Source organism: Spirosoma endophyticum (assembly GCF_900112365.1).
Lineage (GTDB): Bacteria > Bacteroidota > Bacteroidia > Cytophagales > Spirosomataceae > Spirosoma > Spirosoma endophyticum.
The window spans coordinates 1-23,723 of sequence record NZ_FOLQ01000016.1; the positions used below are offsets into that span (position 1 = coordinate 1).

A 23,723-nucleotide genomic window follows, 5' to 3' on the forward strand; every position below is an offset into this window, starting at 1 on the left:
TACCCGCTTCCAGGAACTCCTTACTCCAACGGTAATAAATGTTAGTATTGAGCCCTTCTCGCCGACAGATCTCGGCTACTGACTGTTCGCCTTGTAAGCCTTCCAGGACAATGCGAATTTTTTCTTCCGCGGTGTACTGTCGTCTGGTTTGTCGCTGGATGTCTTTGATAATGGATAAAGCAGGTTTACGCTCGGCAGATGTGGGGGTTGGAGAAGCTGCACGTTTGCCTTTGGAAGTTTTGGTTGAATTGGACATAATCAAGGAGGTTTGAGTGAAACAATTTACTGAATTGTCTCTTCCCATTCCCAACCCTTTTGTCCACTTTTACTTGACGACGTACAGTCAGCCGCGATGCCGATGCCAGTGTCCGCGACAGTGAGCGTAAGACAAGGAGTGGCCTGGATGGAAATGGTAATGCGCCCGCCATTGTGGGTAAATTTTAGTGCGTTGGAGAGCAGGTTAACCAGAATCTGTTTGAGTTTGTCGGCATCAAACCAGTAGTCGCCCTGGAGCTGGCCGTTAACAGTCAGGGTGATAGTACGGCTGTCAGCTTGCCCTTGAAAGATGCCAATTACGGTACGGATAAACTCGTTCAGGTTGCCGACCGAGGTATGTCTTGGCATCATCCCGGCCTCTAGTTTGGTCAGGTCCATTAACTGATTAATTAGACCCAGTGACTGACGGGCATGGGTTTCGATCCCCGATAGCCGTCCCTGAATAGCTGTGGACTGCCCTTCCTGTAACAGTTGCTCGAAAGGGTCCAGAATCAGGGTTAGGGGCGTTCGGAATTTGTGGGTGATGTTGGTAGAAAACCGACTTTTCATCTCGTCTAACTGCCGGAGATTATAGGCCTCTATCTGCCATTGAACAAGCTGCTGGCGTAATTTATACCTACTGCGTAATGATCGATACAGTAACAGCAGATTACTGATTACGATTAAGGCCAACAACGCAAAGAACCAGCCAGTTTTCCACAAAGGAGGTTGTACCATCAGCCTGAATGTAGACTGTCGTGTCTCCCATTGTCCCGCTTTCAGCGCTCGATTAACGATAAAAGTGTAGGTGCCTGCCAGCAACTGATAATTAGCAGTAGCATCGACGCCCTCATCTACATTCCATTGCTGGTCGTAGCTCTGTAGCTGAAAGGGAAAGTCGAGGAATGCCAGTTCGAGTAGGGTGAAAGGCGGATACTCAGTTGATCGTCCTCCTAGATGGTCAAGGTAGTTCGTCCCAGACTGTCCCGCTCCAGGTGCCGGTCGTTCGAGTTGATTTCTAACCGGGTGCCGTTAATCACTACGTCCAGCAGATCCAGCGGAGGTAAGGAATGCATCTGGCCCAGATCCTACTCGTACACTGTCCGGCCCGCCGTCACCCATAGTCGATTGGTGGAACTGGGAAAGCAATCGGACGGTAGTTGCATGGGTTGATGCCCTTCAATGCGCTCAATAACGCCCCGCCTGGTATACCGACAGAGGGTTGTCTCAGTCGGAAAGTAAGTATTCCCCTGCGGATCATCGAAGCAGTCAAACACGATTTGATGGGGAAAGCGAGTGGAAGGAATCAGGTGTAACCGCCGGATCTCTGTCCGATAGCTGGGTTCAAGATATCCATTTCGTTATCCAGGCCGATCAGGATGGTGCCATCCGAGCGGATGGGCAAGCCGTATGTAAGCAGACTGCCTAGTGAGGTATCCGAATGCTGTGGGTCCAGCTTTGTTTCTGATAGGTAAACGTACTCTTTATTAGGTCGATCGATAATACAGCTCACCAGGTAATGGCTTTCAATCGTACGCCCTGTGGATTTTCAGCATCCGATAGTTTGATAGCCACCATAGCCGGTTCGACTTTATAATTCATCTGCTCAAGTTTCAACTCAGTCGGTTTGGCATCGCGGTTGATATTGCTTTTGGGTGCACAGGCATAAAAACCCCGATATCTTCCAATGGTGGGTTGAATGGAGAAGGAGTGGTTGGCTTCGTTCACGGTTACGATGCCCTTAAAATAGGTGTAGGCTTCCGTACGACAGTTGTAGCTGGTGGTTGAATTGATCACATATTCTTCGTACGTGCCATCCGCATGAAAATCAAAAACCAATGCCTGCTCGTAGGCATTGCCCGCATAGGTACCGTTGTAATTCCAGAAGTTGGTCGGCGAGAAGGTGCCATATGACCATTTGCCCACTAATTCAGCCGGAATTTTAGCGGGCGAGGCTGGCATATCGATAGGGGGTGTGGTGGTTGGATCAATTCCATTCGATCCCTCTTTTTTGCAGGCTGCCGATAGCATTCCTAGGGATAATAGGGTAATAAATAACTTTTTCATTGACCTGAGCGGCAGTGTTTACTTAGCCTTATATTTTGATTTGATACAAAACAAAGCAAGCCCACCCCTTTCCACTAGATGGATCTACATCAAAACGCCAAACGGGTGATTGAAATGCTAAAAGTAAGCGTTGAACTGGGATGAATTATTCCCTACATGAATGCGTCATTGGGTCGTTTTGTGGATCAGTGGATAATGTTATCAAGCGTCAGATTATTGAAGGGTTTTCGTGAACGAATAAAGCTGAACTGCTTTTACACTAAAGCAATAAATAGATCCGCATTGAGCCTCAAAAAATTCATTGTTAAAATGTCATATTTCTCAGATTACGCTTATTGACTCTGACGGGTCAATACGGTAAGCGATCTTAAGGTTGTATCCAGTAAAAGGTAGAGAGTCCACAATTTCTGTGATCTCAATTTTCGACTAGTCGCCATTCACATACGCGAATTGTTCGTAGAAATCACCCAAAACCCGTTGGTGCTGGTGTTGAATGTGAAGTTTAGTTAGCAAAATATGGCCTACCAGTTCGCCGGTATCCGTTTGGGCTACCAGTGAAAGTTGGGGGATGAACGCATCGGATTTTCGTAATCTGTCCACCATCAGTTGCTCTTTTTTGTCCCTGTAAGACAACTGGACATAGCTGTCTGGATCAGTGCCGAAACGTCGGCGTAGTCGGCTGGGGTTTCTTGTCTAACATGCATGTTCATTTGTTTGGGTTATGCGGCTGATCGCGTTTGATTACCTGGTAAAACTGACTGGTCAGCATGTTCTGCAATTTATTCTCAGCCAGGGTTTTATGAGGCCAGTCATGGCGGTTTTTACCTTCTCTTTTCCCAGTAAACGCTGTCGAGCCAGCCATTATCTTTACAAAGCCAAACGCTTGAAACGGACGTATCAGGTAAGTACTTTTGTACTATTCTGTTTTACAACCCCGTTTCGATGTTCACTTCGCTAATACACTATATACAGGAACGATCATCTATTCCCTTATCCGAAGCAGATATCAGTCTGATCGAGGAAGCGTTCATTCCCAGAAAATTAAGGAAAAGACAGTTTCTGTTACAGGAAGGCGAAGTCTGCAAATACATCGCCTTTATTGTTAAGGGAGCTACACGCCAATACACTGTCGACCATAAAGGGTATGAGCATGTACTTAATCTATGCATCGAAAACTGGTGGACCTCCGACCGCGAGAGCTTTCATAAAGAAATACCATCTATTTACAATATAGATGCCTGGGAAGAAACCGAGTTGCTGTTATTGCCAAAGGCAAATGGCTATTACGAACGAGTCAATACTATTCCTGCCTTCAACGAAATGCGAATAAAGCTTGATGATAATCAGCACATGGCTGCTCAAAAACGCTTGAATATGGCCCAAAACTATACGGCTGATTATCGCTATGAAGAATTGATCAAGCTATATCCTGAATTCTTGCAGCGTTTCCCTCAACATATTATCGCGTCTTACCTGGGAATAACCAAAGAAACACTAAGCCGCATTCGCCATCAGTACATAAAAAAATAAGTTGATTACGTATGTGTAAAAGCGTTGATGTACATCAACGCTTTTTTTTGCGCCATATCATCGTTCTGCCAATCGGCGTAGTGCAATTTTGTATTGATAAATGAATAATACACGACCCTAAATATGAAGAAGCATGTCGCCGAACGTCAGAAATAAAATTCAGTTCGTTTCGCAGGGGAAACGAGCCGATATTGGTTTATATAAAATTGACCGGTTATTGCCTAATCGGTACGTCGAGGCTATTGGCCCTTTTGTGTTTCTCGATCACCTGTTACCGGCTAAACACGACAAACAGAGTCTTCAGCAGAAAGTAGAAGGGACAGGACCACATCCCCACCGGGGCATTGCTACGTTAACGTACGTGTTAAATGGGGAAGCCGAGCATTACGACAGCAAAGGGCACCACGCCAACGTTCGTTCGGGTGGGGTACAATGGATGAAAGCGGGGAACGGCATTATCCATGATGAAAGTATGAAAGCCGATGATTTATCCGATGAACTGATAACGCACAGCTTTCAATTCTGGATTAATCTGCCCGCTAAAAATAAAGCCGAAGAGGCCGACTATTTACCCCTACAAGCGTATGAAATACCCCGGAAAGAACTGCCCAACGGAAGCGGCTGGATCAAGGTTATTGCCGGCGACTATGAAGAACTAACATCAAAAATTCCATCGTATACCAGTCAATTTATTTATCACCTGCATCTGGAAGGGGGCCACTTTTTTACATTGAAAACCAGCGATCTGGTAGAATACGCTGCTTTTCTTCCCCAACAAGACGCTGTCGTTAATGATACTGATTATCAAACGGGAGAGTTACTTGTCTTTGACCGGGCCAGCGGTGAAATCGATATAAAGAACGTTTCACTACGCCCCATCGACGTTATTTTATTTGGCGGGGAGCCTTATACCGAACCCATTGTTGCGGCCGGGCCATTTGTGATGAATACGGAGTATGAAATTTCACTGGCCTACAACGATTATTACAAAGGCAACTATGGGAAGATCGAGTATGATGAAAAAAATCTGCCCTAGACCCCATCAGTTAGTACCCCAATTTTGGGCTAGATACCTATCAACAGATGAGAGCGGGAAGAACATCGTTTCCAATTCCGTTAAATCGGCACTGTAGCCAACCGTTTCAAACCAGGTAAACATTCGGGCTGTTTCTTCACCGGCCTGTTCGCGAAAGCTATCAAACGAAATTTGCCGATACTGTACGGGCTTATTGGCTACATGGCTGAAACTTTCAGCCAGTTCTGTCATCGATATATCAACACTGGCAACGTCGATCTCTTTTCCTAAAAATCGGTCTCTGTCGGCGAATACAGCAGCCACCATGTTGCCATAATCCTGCTCGGACAGTTGCTGTAATGTTGTTTGGGGGCTTAGTGGTAGCTCAATAATGCCTTGATTAATCATATCCCGCATACCCCTGTAGTTATACATAAAGTAGACAGGCCGCAAAATGGTATAAGGCAAATCAATCCCTCGGATATGCCCTTCTATGGTATGCTTACTCTCAAAATGCGGAATACCCGTCTGGCGATTGGCACTGCCGACCGACGAATAGACGAAGTGATTGACGCCCGCTTTTTTAGCCAGGTCAGCCACTGTTTTCCCCTGTTTAACTTCCGTATCGACACCTCGGGCAAAGTCCTGCATGGAAAAGACACCATGGACGCCCTGTAGCGCATTATCCAACGATTTAATATTCTCAAAATCACCTTCTACCAGCTCGGCGCCCAGTGTTTCCAGCGTTTTTGCTTTCTCACCCGCCCTATCTCTGACCAGCGTACGAACCGTAAATGTTCCTTGTCCTACCAAGCTTTTCGTTACAGCACTACCCTGATTGCCGGTAGCCCCCGTAACCAGAATAACGGGCTTCACAGTCATATTGTCGATGTGTTTTGATGACGGGAAAATGGCTTTGCGCTAGCCTGTTGTAACCCTTTACTGAGCATCCATAAAAACATACAGATGCGCTACTTTTTCATTTTCTACAACGAAAAAATCCATGCCGGTCAAGACATTCGGCTGGGGACCGGTCCGAATATCCCAGTATAGCCGGGCTCCATGTTGTGTACTTTCCATGGGTTTTGTTGGCGAAAAGGTAAAATTGGCATCACCCGCAAACAGCTTGTCAATAAAGTCAGAAACGGCGGTAGTGCCGGTAAGGATAAAATCCTTGTCGTACATTTTTATATCGTCGGCATAGATGGTTTGCATCAGTGCATCACGCGTTGTACGGTCTTTTTCATTCCAGACAGCGGTATGTGTTTGCTGGAGAGTATGCATTGACTGGGCATCCATAGATAGACTGATTAGTTTGTTTCCTAAAACGATACGATTTTGCTGCCCAAAAGTAAGCCTCGCCTTTGGTGCCAAACGTTGATGTATATCAATAAAGATGACTGGCTGCTGCCAGTTGCTAACTGTCAAGCTAGTACTCCGAATGTACATTGTGCCTGGTAAGACGCTTAGTTATCATATATCAACAAGTGGCTGCGACGCCCACATTACTTTTGTAGGAGCAATGAGTTGCCACAGCACTGTTCAGTTTGAGAACACTTGACGCATCGTGAAACGCAATGATACGTACGAATGAAAAAATACAGGTTTCTTATCGCCTTCCTGGTGTATGCGCCACGTTTACAGGCGCAACACCCTCATCACGTAACGCCAGAGCAGACCCCGAAACAGGTTTACCTGACCATGATGGATACGATGATGGTACGCATGGCAGACGCACCGGTTGGCAACAGTCCGGCCACTATTTTTCTGAACCAAATGATCCTTCATCATCAGGGCGCTATTGCCATGGCGAACTACGAAATTATTCATGGCAAAAATGGGGAGATGATTCAGCTAGCCAAAAGCATCCGGGTCGAACAAAAAAGCGAAATAGAACAGATGCAGCTCTGGCTGAAACAAGCCAGTGCCAACGGAACGCCCATTCCCCTTATGTTCCAACCGGCAATGGACCAAACGATGAACGTTATGATGAAAACGATGCCGCTAACTAATGCGCTGACGGACATCGACAAAGCATTTGCTGCCGTCATGAAGCCACACCATCAGGCGGCTATTGATATGGCTAAGGTATTATTGCAATACAGCGGTAATGGGTCTGTAAACGCGTATGCCAGACAACTCATGGCCAACCAGCAAATTGACATTGACCAGATGTCAGATTTTTTAAAGTAATACCATGTACCAGAAACGTTTTCTTATAAGCCTACTGCTGGTAGGCAGCATTACTGCTCGCGCCCAATCACGCTACGCGCACGACCGGGTATATACGGCCAATCAGGTATCCAACACGGTATCGGTTGTGGACCCCTCGACCAATGCCTTTTTGGGCGAAATCGACTTGGGCAAACCATACCCCAACGTACTGTCGCCCTTGTACCGGGGGCAGGCGCTGGTACATGGCCTGCGCTATCTGCCTGCCAGAAAGCTACTGGCGGTGGTATCCATCGGCTCCAACGCTGTTACGTTTATTTCTACCGAAACTAACAAGGTGCTGAAAACGGTCTATGTTGGGCGCTCACCCCACGAGCCGACCTTCACACCCGACGGCAAACATCTGTGGGTCTCGGTGCGGGGCGAAGCCTATATTAGTGTGATCGACGTAGCCACCATGACCGAAGTAAAGCAAGTACCAGTGGCTGACGGTCCGGGAATGGTGTCTTTTTCGCCCGATGGTAAGCTGGCCTACGTGTGTTCCAGTTTCACGCCCGAACTCGACATAATCAATACTACTACGTATAAGCCCGTCAAAAAGATACCTGTGGTAAGTCCGTTTTCACCCAATATCTTCACCAGCCCCAAAGGCGAATGGGTTGCTTTTACACACAAAGATGTCGGGAAGGTAACGGTATTGAATACTAGCACCCAGACCATCGCTAATGTGCTGAACACGGGGGCCATCACCAATCATGTAACGTTTACGTACGTCGACAAAAAACTGCTGATGCTGGCAACGGTGGGTGGCGAAAATAAAGTACGTGTGTTTGACCCGGCGCAGAATTTTAAACAAACCGATTCGGTCACAGTGGGTACCTTGCCGCATGGCATCTGGGCGGCACCTGATGGGAAGCTCGCGTACGTGGGGTTGGAGTATGCCGACGAAGTACAAGGCATTAACCTGGAAACCATGCAGCCGCTGCCGCCGGTGAAAATTGGGCAAAGTCCGCAGGCGTTGGTGTATGCCGACAATGCCGTAACCGATGCCCGGACCAAGGCCAACCTGACAGCACTAAGCGATTCGGCCGCTACCCAGCTTATCATGCTTGCCCCGGCAGGCAATAACGACCATGGACTGGGCAGGCTGGCTGTGCGCCCGGTTGGCTTGGCCGATCTGGTGGAACAGATTTTTTCAAACCTGCAACCCAATGGCTCATACACGCTGGCGTTTACGCGCTCTAAAACAGCCCCTTACGCGGTCGATTATGAGGTCAACCAATTCAAGGCGGATGATAAAGGGAAATACATGGGCCAGTCTACCGGCCTGGTACGGTCAACCGGAAAAAAGGCAACTACGAACGAATATACCCACATCATCTTGGTTGACAATACAACCCAGGAAGTGGTTTTGGTTGATAAACGCTGATTAAAAAATAGACTATAAACTAAAAGAGCACCTTAGCTAGGTGCTCTTTTAGTTTATATAATCGGTTGTGCCTTCAGAAGTAACGCGCTTGCCTTATGTAGTCTGCCCGCCATCTACATTCAGCGTTACACCGGTAATGTATTGCGCGTCATCACTAGCCAGGAACGCCACCGCAGCGCCGATGTCGGTCGGGTTTCCATACCGACCCAGGGCAACAGATTGCAGCATGGCCGAACTATGCAGACCATCAGCCGGGTTCATGTCGGTGTCAATCAGCCCCGGCTGTATAATATTTGCGGTTATGTTTTTGCTTCCCAGATCTCTGGCCCAGCTTCGGGTGTAGGCGGCAAGAGTCGCTTTAGTAGCCGCATAATCGCCAATACCCGGATAAGGCGAGTGACTGCCGCCCGTAGAGCCAATGCTGATGATCCGGCCACCGGTACCCATGTAGGGCAAGGCCGTTCGAACGGTATGAACCACACCATGCACATTGACCTCCCACTGTTTTTTAAAGGCGACCAAATCGGTATCGGAGGCATCGATGGTTCCGGTGATAAATAAGCCCGCGCTGTTGACAATAATGTCGATACGACCAAACGTCTGCACTACTACTTGGATGGCCCTATCGATCTCCTCGTCGCTTCCGGTATCCGCTTTGATCGCCAGCGCCTTGACGGCCAGGTTTTCAAGCTTACTGACCAGTTTTTCCGCCTTTTCGCCAGAACTGACGTATGTAAAGGCGACACTAGCTCCGTCTTCGGCTAATCGTTGAACGATGCCCGCACCAATTCCCCGGCTACCGCCGGTAACAAAAGCGACCTTCCCCTGAAGTTTGGCCATTATAATTTGTTCTTATCTATTATGAATGGATCAGTTGACGATTACCCGTTGTCTATTCCGGGATGAGCCGTAACGAACCGGTTGTTTTTTGAGACGGTTAGGCCTTTAAAGCCGCTTTGATTACCGCAGCCGCCTGCAACAGGGCCGTTTGTACCGCCGGTACATTGGCAATGGGGTTTAGCAGCCCGTAGTCGTGAATCAGACCGCTGTACCGGGTGTGGGTTACGGGTACACCCGCTTCGTTCAGCTTCCGGGCGTAGGCTTCGCCTTCATCCCGCAATACATCATTTTCGGCGGTCTGCACCAGCGCCGGGGGTAAGCCTTTCAACTCATCAAGGGTAGCCTGTAGGGGCGATGCATAAATATCGTTCCGCTTGCTGGTGTCAGGCAGGTAGTTATCCCAAAACCACGTCATCATGTTTTTGGTGAGAAACCGGCCGCTGGCAAACAAGTTATAGGAGTCGGTATTAAAATCAGCATTCGTGACGGGCCACAGCAACACCTGTAGCTTGAGTTTGGGACCGTTGTTATGTTTAGCCATCAAGGATACAACCGCCGACATGTTACCACCGACGCTATTACCCACAATCGCCAGATTGCGGCCATCCACACCTATTTCGCTGCCATTTTTGGCTACCCATTGCAGCGTTGCATAAATTTCGTTGATGGCCGTTGGGTATTGCGCTTCGGGCGAAGGCGTATAATCGGGAAAGACGGCCACGGCCCCACTGTTCACCACCAGATCACGCACGAGTCGACGGTGCGTGGGGTAGTCGCCCAGCACCCAGCCACCCCCGTGGATGAAGAGGAATGCCGGTGCCCCATCCTGGATATGTTCGGGTTTTACGATGTGGATGTTTACGCGATAGCCGTTTTGCGAAATTGTCTTTTCAGTTTCGGTAATACCGGAATAATCGACTTCAACCGATTGCTGGGCGCCGGTCAATACCTGTCGGGCATCGGCGGGGCTTAATGCTTCTACGGGCTTGCCATCGCCTGCGTTTAGGGCCTGCAAAAACGTTCTAACCTCCGAAAATATTTGTGGGTCCTCCTCGCCTTTGAAGGGACGCTCCTGTGCCGTGCTGCTCATGAGTAAAGCCGTTAAGTTTTAAAGTGATAAATCCTGAGTGTTCCTTCAGGGACGAGACAAAACTAGCGTTCAGGAAATCGGAAGGCATTGAGGTATGATAAAAAACACCGTTGATGTACATCAACGAAACTTGGCAATGTAGCCCGGATTCACGGATTCGAAACCAAGGGCAACTACCTTGACTGACCTTAGTTGGCTGTATTGACCCGGTAACTAAGTGCACCGGATGGGCACTGATTGATCTGGTCGACAAGCTGCTGGGTGGTGGCGTTTTCGGGTTTAACCCACGGTGCTTCTTTGGGGTGATACACGTCGGGCAACAGTCGTACGCAATTGGCGGAATGAATGCATTTTTCCGCCTGCCATATGATGGTTATTTCGCCGTTGCTGTATTCTTTTGTCATGTGTGTTATTCGTTTTCGAAAGAAACTCCGGTTTCTTTTTCGGCGTAGGCCCACAACGTTTCGGCTTCCGCTCTATTGGCAGCCGTTTCGTTGATGAAGGCAGGGGCCGGATACCCCGTCAGTTCTTTTTCGCCATCGGGACCGTAATATCCCCCTTTGACAGCCTCGGGCGACGTAGCGGCAAACAGGGCTGGTAAAGCGCCCTGCCAGGGTTCCATTACGTCATTGTAGGTGTTCAGGGCTGTGGCGTCAATATGCCGCTGCAATCCTGTCCGAACAATACCCGGATGAGCCGCCAGAGAATACAGATCTGCGCCGACATGGTCCATTTTTCGTTGCAGCTCCAGCGCAAACAACATATCCGCCAGTTTACTGATCCCGTATTCACGAACGGGGTCGTACGATTTTTTAGAACGCAGATTGTCGTAGTCAATGCCCGTTGCCCATTTGTAGGCACCGCTGCTCAGGGTGACTACCCGGGCGCCTTTCGTCTGTTTCAGCAACGTATAGAGATGCCCCGTCAAGGCAAAATGCCCTAAAAAATTAGTGCCAAATTGCAGCTCATACCCATCATCGGTAAGGCTTTGTGGCGGCATCATCACCCCGGCATTATTGATCAGGATATCCAGACGGGCATGCGTGCTGATGTAATCTTGCGCAAACTGCTTCACCTGCGCCAGATTGGCCAGGTTCAGGACCGCCGTTTCTATAGTGCCTTTGTCCGCCACCTCCTTTATTGCTTTGGCAGCCTGGCTTAGCTTCCGGTCATCACGTCCGGCAATGGTCACGGTGGCCCCGGCCTTGTACAAAGCTAGCCCCATTTCGTAGCCTATACCCGAATTGCCGCCGGTTACCAAGACCTGTTTCCCGTCCAGATCAGGAATGTTTTGGGTTGTCCACATGGTTTCGATTAATAAAAGAGCACGTCCTGGTAATCAGGCACTTTATTAAATACCGCTCTGGCGAAAGGGCAAAGCGGCAGTATTTTGAGTTGTTTTTCGCGGGCAAAAAGGACAGCAGCATGCACCAGTTGTTTGCCAACATTCCGACCTTTTAGGGCTTCACTTACGCCGGTGTGGTCGATGATGATTCGTTGGTCACCTGACCAGACGTAGGTCATTTCGGCTTCTGTTTTACCGTCTACCGCTACATAAAAAAGCCCTTTTTGTCCGTTGTCTTTATGCTGAATGTCCATGTACGATTCGTGTTCGTCTGCGCGTTACAAGTGGCAATGGGCTACGCAGAAAGTAGCCCAACACTTACCGATTTACCTTAATAAGTTCAATTCCGGACAATGCCCCGCCTACATCCTGAAGGTGGCCGCCCTGCCTGAATGTGCCAATGTCAATCGGCTCGAACCCCATGGCTCTCGTGATGTCGGCTACTTCTTTTTTTGCTTCGGCATCATCACCACTGATGATAATGACCGAATTGCCCAGGCTGGTTTGCGATGGCTGGACAAGGGTAGCAGCCGCGAGCGTATTAAACGCTTTGACTACCCGCTGCCCCGGGAATAGGGCCGCTACGTACTCACCCGTTGGTTTGCCTCCTGTATCGGCCAGTTGGAAAGGGCTGACCGAGACAATATTGTTGGTAGCATCGACAAGGATCTTCCCGTTATACCCCTGTAATTGGTTGGCCAGATCTGGTACTTGTGCCCAGGGAACGGCGATAAATAAAACGTCGGCCTGGGCAATGGTTTGGCTAAAGTCAGCGGCCTGTAACGATCCGCCAATGGAAGCTACCAGGTCTGTCAATGAGGCTGGGCCCCGGCTGTTGGTGATCAATACCGGATACGTTGTTTTGGCCAGATGTGTAGCCAATCCACGGCCAATATGGCCTGAACCGATAATACCGATTGTGTAACTCATGCTCGTTCTGTTTAGAAGTTAATAGGTCAGTTTTTGGGCTTCAGGGGCGGTAGCGATGTGTTTCATCGTTCCGCTTCTGTATTGTTTGTACAAGTCGGCAATCTCTGCCTGGGTGTCGGCAATGAAAGGCCCGTAGGAAACGATGTTTTCGTGGGTTGGCTTGGCCGCATACAGCACGAAGCGCACACCGTTTTCGCCCGCCTGCATCGTCAGGTTGCTGTCTTCTTCGGTGTCGAATACATCCAGCCAGGCTACCTGATCCTGGTGTATATCTTTACCAGCGATTTGGACCGAACCGCTGATGATATACAGAAACGCGTTGAAACTGGCCGGAAACTGAACGTTGGTGTCAACGCCTGCTTTCATGGTGAACTCGGCGGCAATCAGGGGTGTGTAATTTTTTACCGGTGAGTGAAGGCCGGCCAGTGTCCCGCTGTACAGCCGCATGTTGACACCCTCTTTGTTTAATACCGGTACCTGTTCGGCTGGCAACAGCTGAATCCGGGGAGTAACCCAGCGATCCTTCCGGGGGAGGTTCAACCACATTTGGAATAAACGCCCTTTGGTAGGACCATCAATGGTTTCGGTGTGAACCGTACCGCTACCGGCCGTCATGAGCTGGAAGTCGCCCTTTTTCATAGACTCCAGCTGCTCCTTTATTTCCCCATCGACCAGAAGAGAGACCGTCTCAAAGCCTGCATGAGGATGAGGCCCACCGGCGGGTTCGTTATCTTTTTTGTCTAGTATATCGTCCATCAGGAAAATGAACGGATCTGTTTTTTTGAAGCCACCTGTTAAAACGGTACGTGCCACATGACCAGCGCCCAGAAAGCCCTGTTCGTTGTGCGGTGTATATAGACTGGAAACAGTTCGTTGTCTCATCACATTTGCTCTTTTTATTCAGGAGCAAATTTACTAGTACCTGACACGACAACCTGATGAGGTATGGTAACTAAAAGTGTTGATGTAGATCAATTTGTTACGCTATACGAGTATGTATTGCAGAGTGCTTTTAGGTAAAACTGATTTAATTCGACTAGCTCTCTACCTCTGGTACGGCAGATTATTTCGTTTAATAAAAGGTAGGATGCCGGGCTTTAATGAACTTCGTAAAATCCTGTCAATGAGTGAATATCATCAAGATTATGCATTAGCCATTGAAGTCCTTATGACCAGAGTAATAACGAGAGCAGTGCCGAACGTTTAGCCCTTCTTCTGAGAGCCATTCTACCCCTCGTTTGTCTAATTCATCATTATCCAATGAAGCATTCACTGTATCCTACTTGGATAGGATTGGCAGTGCATTATGTAAAAACGACAGGGAGTTTAAAAGGATCGTTGGGTTATTGAGCCGTTGGTTTGTCCTGCTTACTTTCGTCATCTACAAAAAAGGTATTTTCCTGTTTAAAAAACGCATGGCTAGGTAGGTATAGATTACCAGCGCAGATGTCTCCAGAACAGCTTCTGTATAATTGCTTTCATAAACCCCTGTTCTGGCGTCCTGTACCCAATCAATAAGCGCCATACAGTATCCACTGAAACAAATAATACCAGCCACAATGAAAAGAAGAATTGATGAGGCCTGGCGCATGAGCGTTTATTTGTTAAGTAAGGGGCCTGATTGATAGCCCGTTATAAAGACAGTTATCTCCTTAAATAGTTTAACCCGAAAAAACCGTTCGCTCATATTTATTAAACGTTTTGCGATGTTTATAGTTTTACTTATTACATCACTAATCCCTATATCACTAACAACCATGGGCAACATATTGTATACTATTGCAGTAGTACTTATTATCATCTGGCTACTGGGTTTTTTAGGATTTGGTAGCTTTGGAATGGGTGGCCTCATTCACGTATTGCTTGTAATTGCCGTAATTATGATCATACTTCGGTTAATTCAAGGGCGAAGCGTCTAATAATCCCATTACGTAATAAGTGAAATGTTGAAAGGGCCAGTAGCGACATATATGTCATTACTGGCCCTTTTGCGATATGTGAAGAGGCTGTTTTACTGGTTGATCTTACGCCAGCACTTCCTGAAATAGATTTAGCCGCTCGCGCAAGGTGTAACTACTGATTTCAGAGTTCCAGCCGCCCCGGCCACTTACCGAAAAAGTCCGCATCTCGGGCGCTAACGTAGCATATTTGTCCAGCGCTTTGAGCCAGACCGTGCGGTCGCGGTAAGGAGCCAGCAATGTCCGGGCCTGGTTTAGTGTGCGGTGTTGTTGTGGTGTCCAGATGGGCCGCAACCGATAAACGGTTCCCTGGCCGTTAAGCAAATCGGGCAAAAACTGGGGTGGAATTAATGGCAGCAACTCGGCCATCAGGTATATGCCTAGTTCGACATTGAGCAGGCGATTGGCGACCATGCCCGGCAGTGCGTGACGGTAGCGAAGTCGGGTAACGAGGGGTTCCTGCCAACGTAGCAGATTCGTCAGGCCTGGGCGAGCAGTTGGATATGCGGAGGTTAGCGAAGTATTCATTAGTGTTGTTGTTTACTGTTCTATTCAAAGATCGCACCCTGTGAACGTAATGTTTTTACGGTCTTATATTTATTTTGAAAATATTTTTAAACACGGAGCACAAAGACCACAGATTTCTAATTTTCTGGCAGTGAATCATTTAAACTCTGTATGATCTCTGTGGCTCTGTGTTTAAAAATATTACTGTGGTAGTGCAGCAAGCCGTGGAAAGTAGTAGACTCTAAAGGCTCCATTGTCATTGATAGCCCAGCCTTCTTGTTGCGCTACGGCAAAAAGTCCTTTCGATACGTCTGCCTGATATGCCCGGTAGCCACGGTGGCGAAGGAACGTTTTGACATTCAGGGTTGTGGTACAACCTTCGGCTAAAATCAGGGTTGTAGCGGCCAGACGGAGTGCCTGCCGGTTGATTTTCTTCTGTCCTGCTTTCATGCTATGCCTTGATTTTGACGACGTACCGAACAGTACACTGCGCCGGATGATACACGATGAATTCGTTTTTTTGCAGACTGACACCCCGGCAAGCAAACACCGAGTCATAGGTTGGCCTAACGTTTTCTAATCCCTTTTTATCCAGCGACATATGCCAGCCTTCGTGTTGTTTTATGACGAATTGTTCGCCTACATGTACTTCGTAAATCGCCAGATAGGCTTCCTGCTGACTACCCTTCGCCCACACGGAACCATGTAGAGATGTGTAATTCAGTGATTTGCTGAACTGGTCGGCGAAGTAGATCCCGTAACCAAACATTTTACCCGTAATGATGGCGTTGGCAGGACGTAACAACAGACCCGTTTTTAAAATAGACATCCAGTTTTCGCTACGGCTGCCGTGCCACAGCAACTGCGTTTTGGGGTTGGGGCGTTGCTGAACGTAGCGGTCGAATGCAATTTCCGTTGCGGCCTGTTTAACGCTAAATGCTGCGTCGAATTTGTCTACGTCCGGCCCCATCATCTGTTTAATAAGGGTAAGGACACGTTTATCGGTAACGGGCTCAACTGTCAGGTTCATGCTGTCGAGCAGGCTGACGGGTGTTTCTTCCGGCGTAAGTTGTGATTGAGCCAGTTCAACCTGGCCGCGCATAACATCAAGCGTATCCTGCTCGCTGGCCAACTGGTCGTGCAGCGCCTGAAGATCATCCGCCGATTGCGGTGTCTTGAGAACCAGATGGTCGTGTACTTTCCCCATTTTTCGGGGAATAGTTTTAAAAAGGTCGAGCAATTTATTGTTGAAAACTGCCGTATCGAGGTTAAGGGTGACCAAGGCTGCCAGTTCATCGAGTACTTGCTGGGCCGTTTCAACCTGTTTGCGCGTCACTTGCTGCGCCGTCACTACGTAGTTCTGGAAAATGGATAGATTGGCTAGCTCCATGAGTCGAGCCATCAGGGTGCGCACGGCTGGGTTTGTAATGGTGCTGGCATCGGGTGTTGCAGTACTATCGGCATACAAATGCGTCTGGTCTACGTATCCCTTTGATACTTTCTCGCGAAACTTTTTGTCCCAACTTGCCACAGGATAAGTAGCCGTGCTATACGTACCGCCGACCCGACCATACTGCACAGTGAACGTATCAGTATCGTTCTCGCGCATTTCATAATATTTGTTGTTGTTCTCCGCCGTCACCATAATGAGTTTCAGCGTGCGGAGGTGTTTATCTGTAGTAGTAGAGGTAGGTGATACGGAAACCGTTAAGGTATTAGAGGTCGTTGACGTCGTAATGGACGTTGGCTTAATTTGTTGTAACGTAGTGGATGGAGCACCCCAATTTTTCAATCGCCGAAGCAGATTCATGAGCATAATTCAGGGAATAAGTAGTTGGGTGAATGTAGAATCCACAGAATCATCGGTAGATTCTTTTTATGCTTTCGATTCTAACGAATACGCCTGATCGATAAAATCCAGTCTGTACTTATTGCGATATAGCACCGAGGGTCGGGAAATTATACACCCGGAATAAGCCATCGTCGTTGATAGCCCAGCCTTCGGCCAGCGCGACTACGCCTAACCATTTCGATACCTCGGCCTGATTGGCCCGATAGCCCCGGTTACGTAGTGATTGCTGAACGATAAGCGTAGAGGTGCTGCCCTCCGCCAGGATTAATGTGGTAGCCGCCAGACAGACGGCAGAAGGAGTGATTTGCTTCAGGGTTGCGTTCATTATAGCCAGCTTTGAGGGTTAAAACTTAAAACCATGTTGTGCAAATGAGCTTACCTTAGCTCGCCATCTGCCGTAACGTAATGATGCGATTGCGGAAAAATCCGACGGTCTTCTCACTGAACCGGCAGCGATCGTTACTAATGTCGTAAGCCTGTAACCGGTCGGGGATGGTGGTATAGGCATCCAGCAAAGCTGACCATACATGGCTCTGTTGAATATGACTCAGCAACATCCGGCCCCGATTCAGGAGTTTATGCTGTTTAGGCGTCCAGGTCGGGCGATCCAGGAACGTGGAGCCGTTGTCATGCAGGAGGTTCGGCAGAATATCGGGCGGGGCCGTTGGCAGCAGTTGAGATAATAGGAATAAGCCCAATTCGATGTCTAACAATTGTCCGGCCGATAACGTAGCACGTTTGGCTGGGCGGGGAGTATCAACCGGTGTTGACCATTGTGCTGAGGATTGAAAGAGAGTGTTCATTAGTATCGTTGTTTAAAATTCACAGAACAAAGTTCTACCCGGATGCACGTAATCTTTTTACGGTCTTCTTTTTTTGTGCAAAATATTTTCTCTTTTTTGTGGGAAGGTTGTGACACATAGAAAATAGAAATACACAAAGCATTTAGTCTATTTTCTCTGTGTATCTCTGTTTTCCTCCGTGTATCTCCGTGTTATAAATTAAAGAAACATGCCAATAACCCGTTCTGCCTTCCAGCGCTACCGTCTGATCGACGAAGTAATCAGTCGCTACCCGCGCCAGTATTCCAAACAACGGTTGTTTGAGCTTTGCCGCGAGCAATACGGCATTCGGTCGCTGTCGTCGCTAGAGAAAGACATTCAACGGCTGCGGGAAGATCACGACGCGCCCATTGCCTACGACAAACGTAAAAACGGCTACTACTATACCGATCCGCAATTCCGCCTGCTTCGGCTCATGCTTTCGCCCGATGACATGGAGGCTCTCGATTATGCCCGCGAGGTGTTGACCGCTACGCAGGGGGCGTCGGTGGCGGGGGAACTGGCCAATGCCCTCCAGAAAGTGCGGCAAAGTCTCGACATCATTCGGGAGGTAAAAACCGAAGGACTAACCCGTCGGGTGGTGTATGTCGAAGAAAAGATTCTGGGTGGTAATCGCCACTACGTACCGATGTTGATCCGGGCGGTCAATCAGAATCGGCAAATCGAGTTTCGATACAGTAAGCACGACAGCCCCGAACCTGATCCTAAACTCCGCACCCTGCACCCGATTTTGTTGCGGGAAGTGGGCGATAGCTGGTACGTAATTGGCTACGACGAAAACACGGGCAAAGAACGAACCTTCGCCCTCGACCGAATGATCGGCCTGGAACTCCTACCGGATCAATGTGCTATTCCGCCCGCCGTGCTGACCAGCGTGAGTGAACTGTTCGAGCATATTTACGGCATTACGGACAGCAGTGGCCCGGTTGAGGAGATTGTGTTATCATTTACGCCACTCTTTGGGCGCTACGTGAAAGCCAAACCGATTCACCAGACGCAGGAAGTCCTGAGCGATACCGATACCGAATGCGTCGTGCGGTTGCGCCTGGCTCCCAACCGCGACCTGCTCATGCACCTGCGTAGTTATGGCGAAAATCTGAAAGTGCTGAAACCTGCCAGTTTAGTACAGGACATGAAAGAGTCACTTGCCGCTACGTTGGCTGGGTATTGATTTTATTCGAACGAACGTACCATGCCCACTTTCACAACCATCCTTCAGAAATTCGGCGAAAAAGGCGATAAAACTCGCTGGACCTACATCGAAATTCCGGTTGCCATTACCGACACACTGAAACCCGGTCAGAAAACATCATTCCGGGTAAAGGGAACGCTGGACAATCATCCGATTAAATTGATTGCCCTTCTTCCCATGGGCAAATCGGTGGAACGTATCACCGACGGTTTAGAAGGTGGATTCATGATGCCCATCAATGCCGACATGCGCCGGGGAACTGGGAAATCCGAAGAAGGCGAAACGGTACGCGTTAGCCTGGAGGTTGATACTGATCCAGTTCCGCAATCGATTGATTTGCTGGTTTGTCTAGAAGATGACCCTGACGCACTCAAGCATTTTAATTCACTGAGCAAAAGCCATCAGAACTATTTCAGCAAATGGATTGAAGAGGCCAGAACCCCCGAAACCAAAGCCGACCGCATTGCTAAATCACTACGTGGTCTGGCGATGGGTCTGGACTATGGCGGGATGATCCGTTATTTTAAGAAGAAGGAGTGAACCGGGATTTATGGGATTTTTCTGACCGACTATGATTTTGCTTTCAGAGAAAGCCAGTCCATAAAATCATAGTCAGTCAATTAAATCCCATAAATCCTGCGGGGCCGCCTGGCGGTTCAGACTAGTTAAACGGAAGAATCACTTTCACGCACAGATTACGGCCCATACCGTACATACCCAGATGACCATTTGGCGATTGGGTGAAATACTCAAAATACTTTAACCGGCTTAAGTTCGACTGATAAGCCACGTCGAACAGGTTATTTACCTGAAAGATAAGCCGCATGCCGGGGCTATTCTGGCTGAAGCGGATGAGGCCATCCACACCGGCATTAACGAGCGTATAGGCGGGTGTAAACGTTTCGGTACTGTTCAGGGCCAGATACCGATCCTGCTTGGCGTTATGGTCCACGTCGGCTTTTACCGTGATGTCCGATAGCCAGTTACGTTTGAAGCCCAGTGTCTGGCTTACGCCCGTCGAAACCCGAAAGGGGGGAATAAACGGTAAATATTCGCCCTGCAGGCCCGCATCAGAAAACCGGCTTCCCCGGTTATAGCCATATACCACCGCCACACTATTATCGAAACTAAAGCCCCGCCAGCCGGTTGGGTGCAGACTAAACTGGGTCTCAAAGCCATACAGTTGTGCTGACGATTGCTGGTATTGATACGTTTTATTGCCCGGTATCAGGATAATCGACTCGCCGTTAGCGTCGACTAACTGAGCGAGCGAGATGTAGTTCTGGATGTAATTATTGAAAACACTGACGCCAATATTCACGTCAGGCAGCGTGAGGGTCAGGCCAATATCTTCCTGCAAACTAAACTCGGGTTTGAAATTCCGGTCGCCGATGTAATAAATGTGCGCTCCTGGATCCAGGCCGTTGGAGGCAATCTCGGTGATACTCGGTGCCCGATACCCGCGCGCGATGTTGGCTTTCAGCGCCAGTTTATCGGAGAATTCGTAAGCCATCCCCAGACTCATCGAAATGCCGGTGAACGACTGTCGTAATTGCGGAAACTGAAGGGTTGCTCCGGCGGTATCGGGCAACGTAACGTGCGTGTCAAAACCGGTTTTGGGATTGTTGCGCACGTAAAAATCATCACCACGTAACGAACGCTGATCGTAGCGCGCCCCACCACTCAGGGTCAGTTTATCGGCCTGCCATTTCAGGAAAACGAACGTACCAACATCGAAAAGTGAGTAATCTGGGATGGGATAATCCGTCCCATTTTTGTTCCTGTTGGACTGGTACATACCATTCACCCCCACGGTGGCCGCGATGTGCGCTACTTCCGGCAGGTTATAGCGCACCCCGTAATTGAACGTATTGAGTCGGACAAATAAGCCTGGCTGATCAGGTTGCGTGGGGTGATTGTACTCCCGGCGCACGTTCTGCTGGAAGGCCATCAATACGTCGATTTCTCCGTTGCCGACCTGATAATGGTTGTTGGTGTGAAGCCGGTAATGCTGAATGCGCTGATGCAGCGGCCCCAGTTTGTACAATGAAAGTTCACTAGCTGGAACAATTGGGCGACGCTGGATATCGTCACGATCGGATTCGTAAACCTGCTTCGTAAACTGGCGGGTGAGTGAATCCCGGCTACCATCGGGAATGCCCTGTAAATTGTCGTAAAGCGCAGCGCCGAAGCGGGAATACCCACGAGGTCCCGAATAGCCCACCATGGCCGTTAGTGTTTTCTCCGAAAAGCCGGTGTTGTAGACCCGGCCATCCACTTTGTTCTGATAATTTGTAGCCGCCCGCAGCGAACCACGCATATTCCAGGCCCAGCGTGCTCCACCCGATGCCAAACTGATCGACTCACCCAGCAGCCGATTGTTCGACTGGTATTCTGACACAAGACCCACCTTGATTTTGCCTTCTGTGTCTTTCGGATACGTAGGAATCATACTCACGACACCCGCCAGCGCATCGGAACCGTACATCAGACTGGCTGGCCCTTTAATGACTTCGGCCCGGTCGATGTTGTAATTATCGACCTCGATGCCGTGCTCATCGCCCCACTGCTGGCCTTCCTGCCGAATGCCGTCGTAAAGCGTCAGAACCCGGTTATAGCCCAATCCCCGAATAAACGGTTTTGAGATGTTAGGTCCGGTTTTAACGGCATTCAGCCCCGGTGCATTTTTAACCAGTACGTCGATGATGTTGCTGCTGGTGGTATTTTCGATGGCCCGACGCGAAATAGCCAGAATCGCCACCGGATTCTGTCGTAGCAGCGTACCCCGTGTTACGCCCGTTACCACGACCTCGTTGAGGGCATTGACAATGGGCAATAGGGTGATGGCAAACGTAGTGGTTTCGGGCTGAATCTGTACCGTATCGGATTTATAACCGATATACGATGTGATCAGATTGTGCGGTAATGAATCCGCTTTTATGGATATGGAAAACTGGCCCCGCGCATCCGTAAGAGCACCTTTGTTGAGACCTACTACGCTTACAGTTGCATAGGAAATTGGTTTATGGCTGTCGATATCGGTGACAGATCCACGAATAATTCGGGTAGGAGATGGCTGCGCATAGGCAAATTCCCCCGTTAGCCCGAGGCTAATCAGTAGAAGAAGTAATTTCATGAAAGAGGTTGTCGTTTGGTTTGGCGTACCAGCAGAAGCGTGTACCAGGAATTGGACGCTCTGATGGCATACAGGATTGATCACCAGCGTGTGCGCCAGTGTAAGCAAATCAGGAAATTACCAAACGACGGGCGGGCCGCGGTGCGAGAAGCAGCGGAAAGGGGAAACAGCCCGAAAAGGCCGCTCAGTGAACCGGAAAACGGCTTGCTGACGACTACGTAGCAGAAAAAGAAACGCAAAAAAAGCACTGACAACAACAGGTACATGAGCCGCTAAGTCCAGCAGCAAAATCTCCTGAGCGGTGTGATTATTAGGGAGAATGGGACCTTTGCCGAAAGGCCAGTAGGGGTGAGCGTGAACAATCAGTCGACCATCTACCAAGCGGTGGGCATGGCGAAATACAACTCCGTTGAGCCACATAGCCAGGAATAGGCCAAGCAGCACACGAGCCAACCGAAGTCGATGTATTTGAAGCCAATCAATCATCTTTTTGTTTGCTACTGGTTGATTATCAGGACGCAAACATTTTTACAAAAGTACTACGTATTTGTCAGCACAAGTTGCGTGTTTTTAGGTAAATCTAAAAATCTATTTACTGTAAGCTGATAATTGTACTAATCATGAATTGAATAATACAATAATGGAAAGCCAAAACTAGGTTTTAGTATGTAAAGGCCCACAAGAGCAGGGATAATATAGTTTTAGGATGGAAGTAATGCCAGTACATCGAAGGTCACGAACCCTCAACTTCTTTGCGAACATTACGCTATCCTTTGCGAACTTTGTGCAGGACCGATAATTCGGTTTTCAAAATAATGCCATGACTGTAGAAAACAAAACTATTATAATTTCCGGCGCATCGCGTGGTATTGGCCGGGCAACCGCTTTGCTTCTGGCCGGCCATGGCGCCAACGTCGTCGTTACAGCCCGCAACGCTGACGAGCTGACACAGCTCGAAAAGGAAGCCACCGAAGGACACACGCGCGGAAAAATTGTAGCCGTATCGGGCGACGTTACCAGCGAATCGGACGTAGCAACCGTCGTGCGAACCGCCCTCGATCAATTCAAACGTATCGATGTAGTGATCAACAATGCGGGGTTCGGCATCTTCAAAAACGTAGAAGATATATCGGTTTCTGAGTGGGATGACGTAATGGCCACCAACGTGAAAGGTACGTTTTTACTGACCAAAGCGGCACTGCCAACGCTGAAAGCCCAAGGTTCGGGACACATTGTTGTCGTGGCCTCCGACGTAGCGAAGCGCACCTTCGCGGGCGGGTCGCTCTACACGGCCAGCAAGTACGCGCAGGAAGCGTTCATGGGGGCGCTACGTAAAGAAGTCCGGCCATTCGGCATCAAAGTGACGGGCGTCTATTCCGGGCTGGTCGATTCCCATTTTCATAATAAACCCGGTGCTGAATCCTCCCGAAACTGGCTTAAAAACGAAGACATGGCCGAATCCATGCTCTTCATCGTCAGCCGCCCCGCCCACGTCGTGATTGATGAGTTCATGGTACATCCGCTGGAACAGGAGTATTGATTGAATGATTACGAATCCGTAAT

General features: G+C 48.9%; 32 protein-coding genes. 8 read left to right on the top strand and 24 right to left on the bottom strand.

The window, feature by feature from the left end:
• From BM202_RS26930 to BM202_RS37405, 7 genes are all read right to left on the bottom strand, one after another.
• On the bottom strand, positions 1 to 256 hold a 256-nt coding region (locus BM202_RS26930), incomplete at its 3' end, for a transposase (RefSeq protein WP_245776798.1).
• Between the two features lie 26 nt (positions 257 to 282).
• Entirely contained in the window at positions 283 to 993 is a 711-nt protein-coding gene (locus BM202_RS26935; protein ID WP_093832056.1) for a sensor histidine kinase, read from the bottom strand.
• Positions 994 to 1,208: 215 nt separating this feature from the next.
• A complete protein-coding gene (locus BM202_RS38780; protein ID WP_262507711.1) occupies positions 1,209 to 1,331 on the bottom strand; it encodes a hypothetical protein in 123 nt (40 codons plus the stop codon).
• Between the two features lie 12 nt (positions 1,332 to 1,343).
• A complete protein-coding gene (locus BM202_RS36780) occupies positions 1,344 to 1,532 on the bottom strand; it encodes a hypothetical protein (RefSeq protein WP_143100766.1) in 189 nt (62 codons plus the stop codon).
• Positions 1,533 to 1,561: 29 nt separating this feature from the next.
• Entirely contained in the window at positions 1,562 to 1,768 is a 207-nt protein-coding gene (locus tag BM202_RS26940; protein ID WP_093832058.1) for a hypothetical protein, read from the bottom strand.
• The gene (locus tag BM202_RS26945; protein ID WP_093832060.1) at positions 1,765 to 2,322 is read right to left on the bottom strand and encodes a hypothetical protein; all 558 of its coding nucleotides are present in this window, start codon (positions 2,320 to 2,322) and stop codon (positions 1,765 to 1,767) included. Before BM202_RS26945 ends, BM202_RS26940 begins: the two co-directional genes overlap by 4 nt.
• Before the next feature lie 426 nt (positions 2,323 to 2,748).
• Positions 2,749 to 2,925: a hypothetical protein gene (locus BM202_RS37405; RefSeq protein ID WP_177236694.1), complete on the bottom strand. Its 177-nt coding sequence runs from the start codon at positions 2,923 to 2,925 to the stop codon at positions 2,749 to 2,751.
• 339 nt (positions 2,926 to 3,264) lie between these two features.
• Here BM202_RS37405 and BM202_RS26950 point away from each other — a divergent pair, with 339 nt between their 5' ends.
• Positions 3,265 to 3,852: a Crp/Fnr family transcriptional regulator gene (locus tag BM202_RS26950; protein WP_093832062.1), complete on the top strand. Its 588-nt coding sequence runs from the start codon at positions 3,265 to 3,267 to the stop codon at positions 3,850 to 3,852.
• A gap of 133 nt (positions 3,853 to 3,985) precedes the next feature.
• Positions 3,986 to 4,888, top strand: coding sequence for a pirin family protein (locus tag BM202_RS26955; RefSeq protein ID WP_093832064.1), 903 nt, complete (start codon positions 3,986 to 3,988; stop codon positions 4,886 to 4,888).
• 6 nt (positions 4,889 to 4,894) lie between these two features.
• Here the strand turns inward: BM202_RS26955 and BM202_RS26960 are convergent, their stop codons facing one another.
• Both BM202_RS26960 and BM202_RS26965 read right to left on the bottom strand, forming a co-directional pair.
• Entirely contained in the window at positions 4,895 to 5,749 is an 855-nt protein-coding gene (locus BM202_RS26960) for an NmrA/HSCARG family protein (protein ID WP_093832066.1), read from the bottom strand.
• Between the two features lie 57 nt (positions 5,750 to 5,806).
• Positions 5,807 to 6,166, bottom strand: coding sequence for a nuclear transport factor 2 family protein (locus BM202_RS26965; RefSeq protein ID WP_093832256.1), 360 nt, complete (start codon positions 6,164 to 6,166; stop codon positions 5,807 to 5,809).
• Positions 6,167 to 6,457: 291 nt separating this feature from the next.
• Here BM202_RS26965 and BM202_RS26970 point away from each other — a divergent pair, with 291 nt between their 5' ends.
• Together BM202_RS26970 and BM202_RS26975 are read left to right on the top strand one after the other, a co-directional pair.
• Positions 6,458 to 7,060 (top strand): DUF305 domain-containing protein, encoded by a 603-nt coding sequence (locus BM202_RS26970; protein WP_093832068.1) that lies wholly within the window; start codon positions 6,458 to 6,460, stop codon positions 7,058 to 7,060.
• Between the two features lie 4 nt (positions 7,061 to 7,064).
• Positions 7,065 to 8,468 (top strand): YncE family protein, encoded by a 1,404-nt coding sequence (locus tag BM202_RS26975; RefSeq protein WP_093832070.1) that lies wholly within the window; start codon positions 7,065 to 7,067, stop codon positions 8,466 to 8,468.
• A gap of 93 nt (positions 8,469 to 8,561) precedes the next feature.
• Here BM202_RS26975 and BM202_RS26980 read toward each other — a convergent pair whose 3' ends face one another.
• From BM202_RS26980 to BM202_RS27015, 8 genes are all read right to left on the bottom strand, one after another.
• A complete protein-coding gene (locus tag BM202_RS26980; RefSeq protein WP_093832072.1) occupies positions 8,562 to 9,308 on the bottom strand; it encodes an SDR family NAD(P)-dependent oxidoreductase in 747 nt (248 codons plus the stop codon).
• 97 nt (positions 9,309 to 9,405) lie between these two features.
• Positions 9,406 to 10,398 (bottom strand): alpha/beta hydrolase, encoded by a 993-nt coding sequence (locus BM202_RS26985; RefSeq protein ID WP_093832073.1) that lies wholly within the window; start codon positions 10,396 to 10,398, stop codon positions 9,406 to 9,408.
• 188 nt (positions 10,399 to 10,586) lie between these two features.
• A complete protein-coding gene (locus BM202_RS26990) occupies positions 10,587 to 10,802 on the bottom strand; it encodes a (4Fe-4S)-binding protein (protein WP_093832075.1) in 216 nt (71 codons plus the stop codon).
• A gap of 5 nt (positions 10,803 to 10,807) precedes the next feature.
• Positions 10,808 to 11,704: an oxidoreductase gene (locus BM202_RS26995; RefSeq protein WP_093832077.1), complete on the bottom strand. Its 897-nt coding sequence runs from the start codon at positions 11,702 to 11,704 to the stop codon at positions 10,808 to 10,810.
• A gap of 8 nt (positions 11,705 to 11,712) precedes the next feature.
• Entirely contained in the window at positions 11,713 to 11,997 is a 285-nt protein-coding gene (locus BM202_RS27000) for a GNAT family N-acetyltransferase (protein WP_093832079.1), read from the bottom strand.
• Positions 11,998 to 12,061: 64 nt separating this feature from the next.
• The gene (locus tag BM202_RS27005) at positions 12,062 to 12,673 is read right to left on the bottom strand and encodes an NADPH-dependent F420 reductase (RefSeq protein ID WP_093832081.1); all 612 of its coding nucleotides are present in this window, start codon (positions 12,671 to 12,673) and stop codon (positions 12,062 to 12,064) included.
• A gap of 18 nt (positions 12,674 to 12,691) precedes the next feature.
• Entirely contained in the window at positions 12,692 to 13,555 is an 864-nt protein-coding gene (locus BM202_RS27010; protein WP_093832083.1) for a pirin family protein, read from the bottom strand.
• 499 nt (positions 13,556 to 14,054) lie between these two features.
• Complete coding sequence (locus BM202_RS27015) at positions 14,055 to 14,264, bottom strand: hypothetical protein (protein WP_093832085.1); 210 nt, start codon at positions 14,262 to 14,264, stop codon at positions 14,055 to 14,057.
• A 166-nt stretch (positions 14,265 to 14,430) separates the two neighbouring features.
• Between BM202_RS27015 and BM202_RS36785 the strand changes: the two genes are divergently transcribed.
• A complete protein-coding gene (locus tag BM202_RS36785) occupies positions 14,431 to 14,592 on the top strand; it encodes a lmo0937 family membrane protein (protein ID WP_143100767.1) in 162 nt (53 codons plus the stop codon).
• Between the two features lie 105 nt (positions 14,593 to 14,697).
• Here BM202_RS36785 and BM202_RS27020 read toward each other — a convergent pair whose 3' ends face one another.
• The 5 genes from BM202_RS27020 to BM202_RS27040 all read right to left on the bottom strand — a co-directional run bounded on the left by BM202_RS27020 (position 14,698) and on the right by BM202_RS27040 (position 17,793).
• Positions 14,698 to 15,159, bottom strand: a complete 462-nt coding sequence (locus tag BM202_RS27020; RefSeq protein ID WP_093832087.1) for a pPIWI_RE_Z domain-containing protein — start codon at positions 15,157 to 15,159, stop codon at positions 14,698 to 14,700.
• A gap of 180 nt (positions 15,160 to 15,339) precedes the next feature.
• Positions 15,340 to 15,588 carry a hypothetical protein gene (locus BM202_RS27025; RefSeq protein WP_093832089.1) on the bottom strand — a complete coding sequence of 83 codons (249 nt, stop codon included), beginning with the start codon at positions 15,586 to 15,588 and terminating at the stop codon, positions 15,340 to 15,342.
• Position 15,589: 1 nt separating this feature from the next.
• Positions 15,590 to 16,954 (bottom strand): WGR domain-containing protein, encoded by a 1,365-nt coding sequence (locus tag BM202_RS27030; RefSeq protein WP_093832091.1) that lies wholly within the window; start codon positions 16,952 to 16,954, stop codon positions 15,590 to 15,592.
• Between the two features lie 112 nt (positions 16,955 to 17,066).
• A complete protein-coding gene (locus tag BM202_RS27035; protein WP_093832093.1) occupies positions 17,067 to 17,315 on the bottom strand; it encodes a hypothetical protein in 249 nt (82 codons plus the stop codon).
• Between the two features lie 55 nt (positions 17,316 to 17,370).
• Positions 17,371 to 17,793 carry a pPIWI_RE_Z domain-containing protein gene (locus tag BM202_RS27040; protein WP_093832095.1) on the bottom strand — a complete coding sequence of 141 codons (423 nt, stop codon included), beginning with the start codon at positions 17,791 to 17,793 and terminating at the stop codon, positions 17,371 to 17,373.
• A gap of 208 nt (positions 17,794 to 18,001) precedes the next feature.
• Here BM202_RS27040 and BM202_RS27045 point away from each other — a divergent pair, with 208 nt between their 5' ends.
• Both BM202_RS27045 and BM202_RS27050 read left to right on the top strand, forming a co-directional pair.
• On the top strand, positions 18,002 to 19,003 hold the full coding sequence (locus BM202_RS27045) for a helix-turn-helix transcriptional regulator (RefSeq protein ID WP_093832097.1): 1,002 nt from the start codon (positions 18,002 to 18,004) through the stop codon (positions 19,001 to 19,003).
• Between the two features lie 21 nt (positions 19,004 to 19,024).
• Positions 19,025 to 19,564 (top strand): YdeI/OmpD-associated family protein, encoded by a 540-nt coding sequence (locus tag BM202_RS27050; protein ID WP_093832099.1) that lies wholly within the window; start codon positions 19,025 to 19,027, stop codon positions 19,562 to 19,564.
• Between the two features lie 121 nt (positions 19,565 to 19,685).
• On the opposite strand, the gene BM202_RS27055 is transcribed toward BM202_RS27050, so the two are convergent.
• Positions 19,686 to 22,160 carry a TonB-dependent receptor gene (locus BM202_RS27055; protein WP_093832101.1) on the bottom strand — a complete coding sequence of 825 codons (2,475 nt, stop codon included), beginning with the start codon at positions 22,158 to 22,160 and terminating at the stop codon, positions 19,686 to 19,688.
• A gap of 117 nt (positions 22,161 to 22,277) precedes the next feature.
• On the bottom strand, positions 22,278 to 22,646 hold the full coding sequence (locus BM202_RS27060) for a hypothetical protein (protein ID WP_093832103.1): 369 nt from the start codon (positions 22,644 to 22,646) through the stop codon (positions 22,278 to 22,280).
• Positions 22,647 to 22,980: 334 nt separating this feature from the next.
• Between BM202_RS27060 and BM202_RS27065 the strand changes: the two genes are divergently transcribed.
• Positions 22,981 to 23,700 (top strand): SDR family oxidoreductase, encoded by a 720-nt coding sequence (locus tag BM202_RS27065; RefSeq protein ID WP_093832105.1) that lies wholly within the window; start codon positions 22,981 to 22,983, stop codon positions 23,698 to 23,700.
• Positions 23,701 to 23,723: the final 23 nt, after the last annotated feature.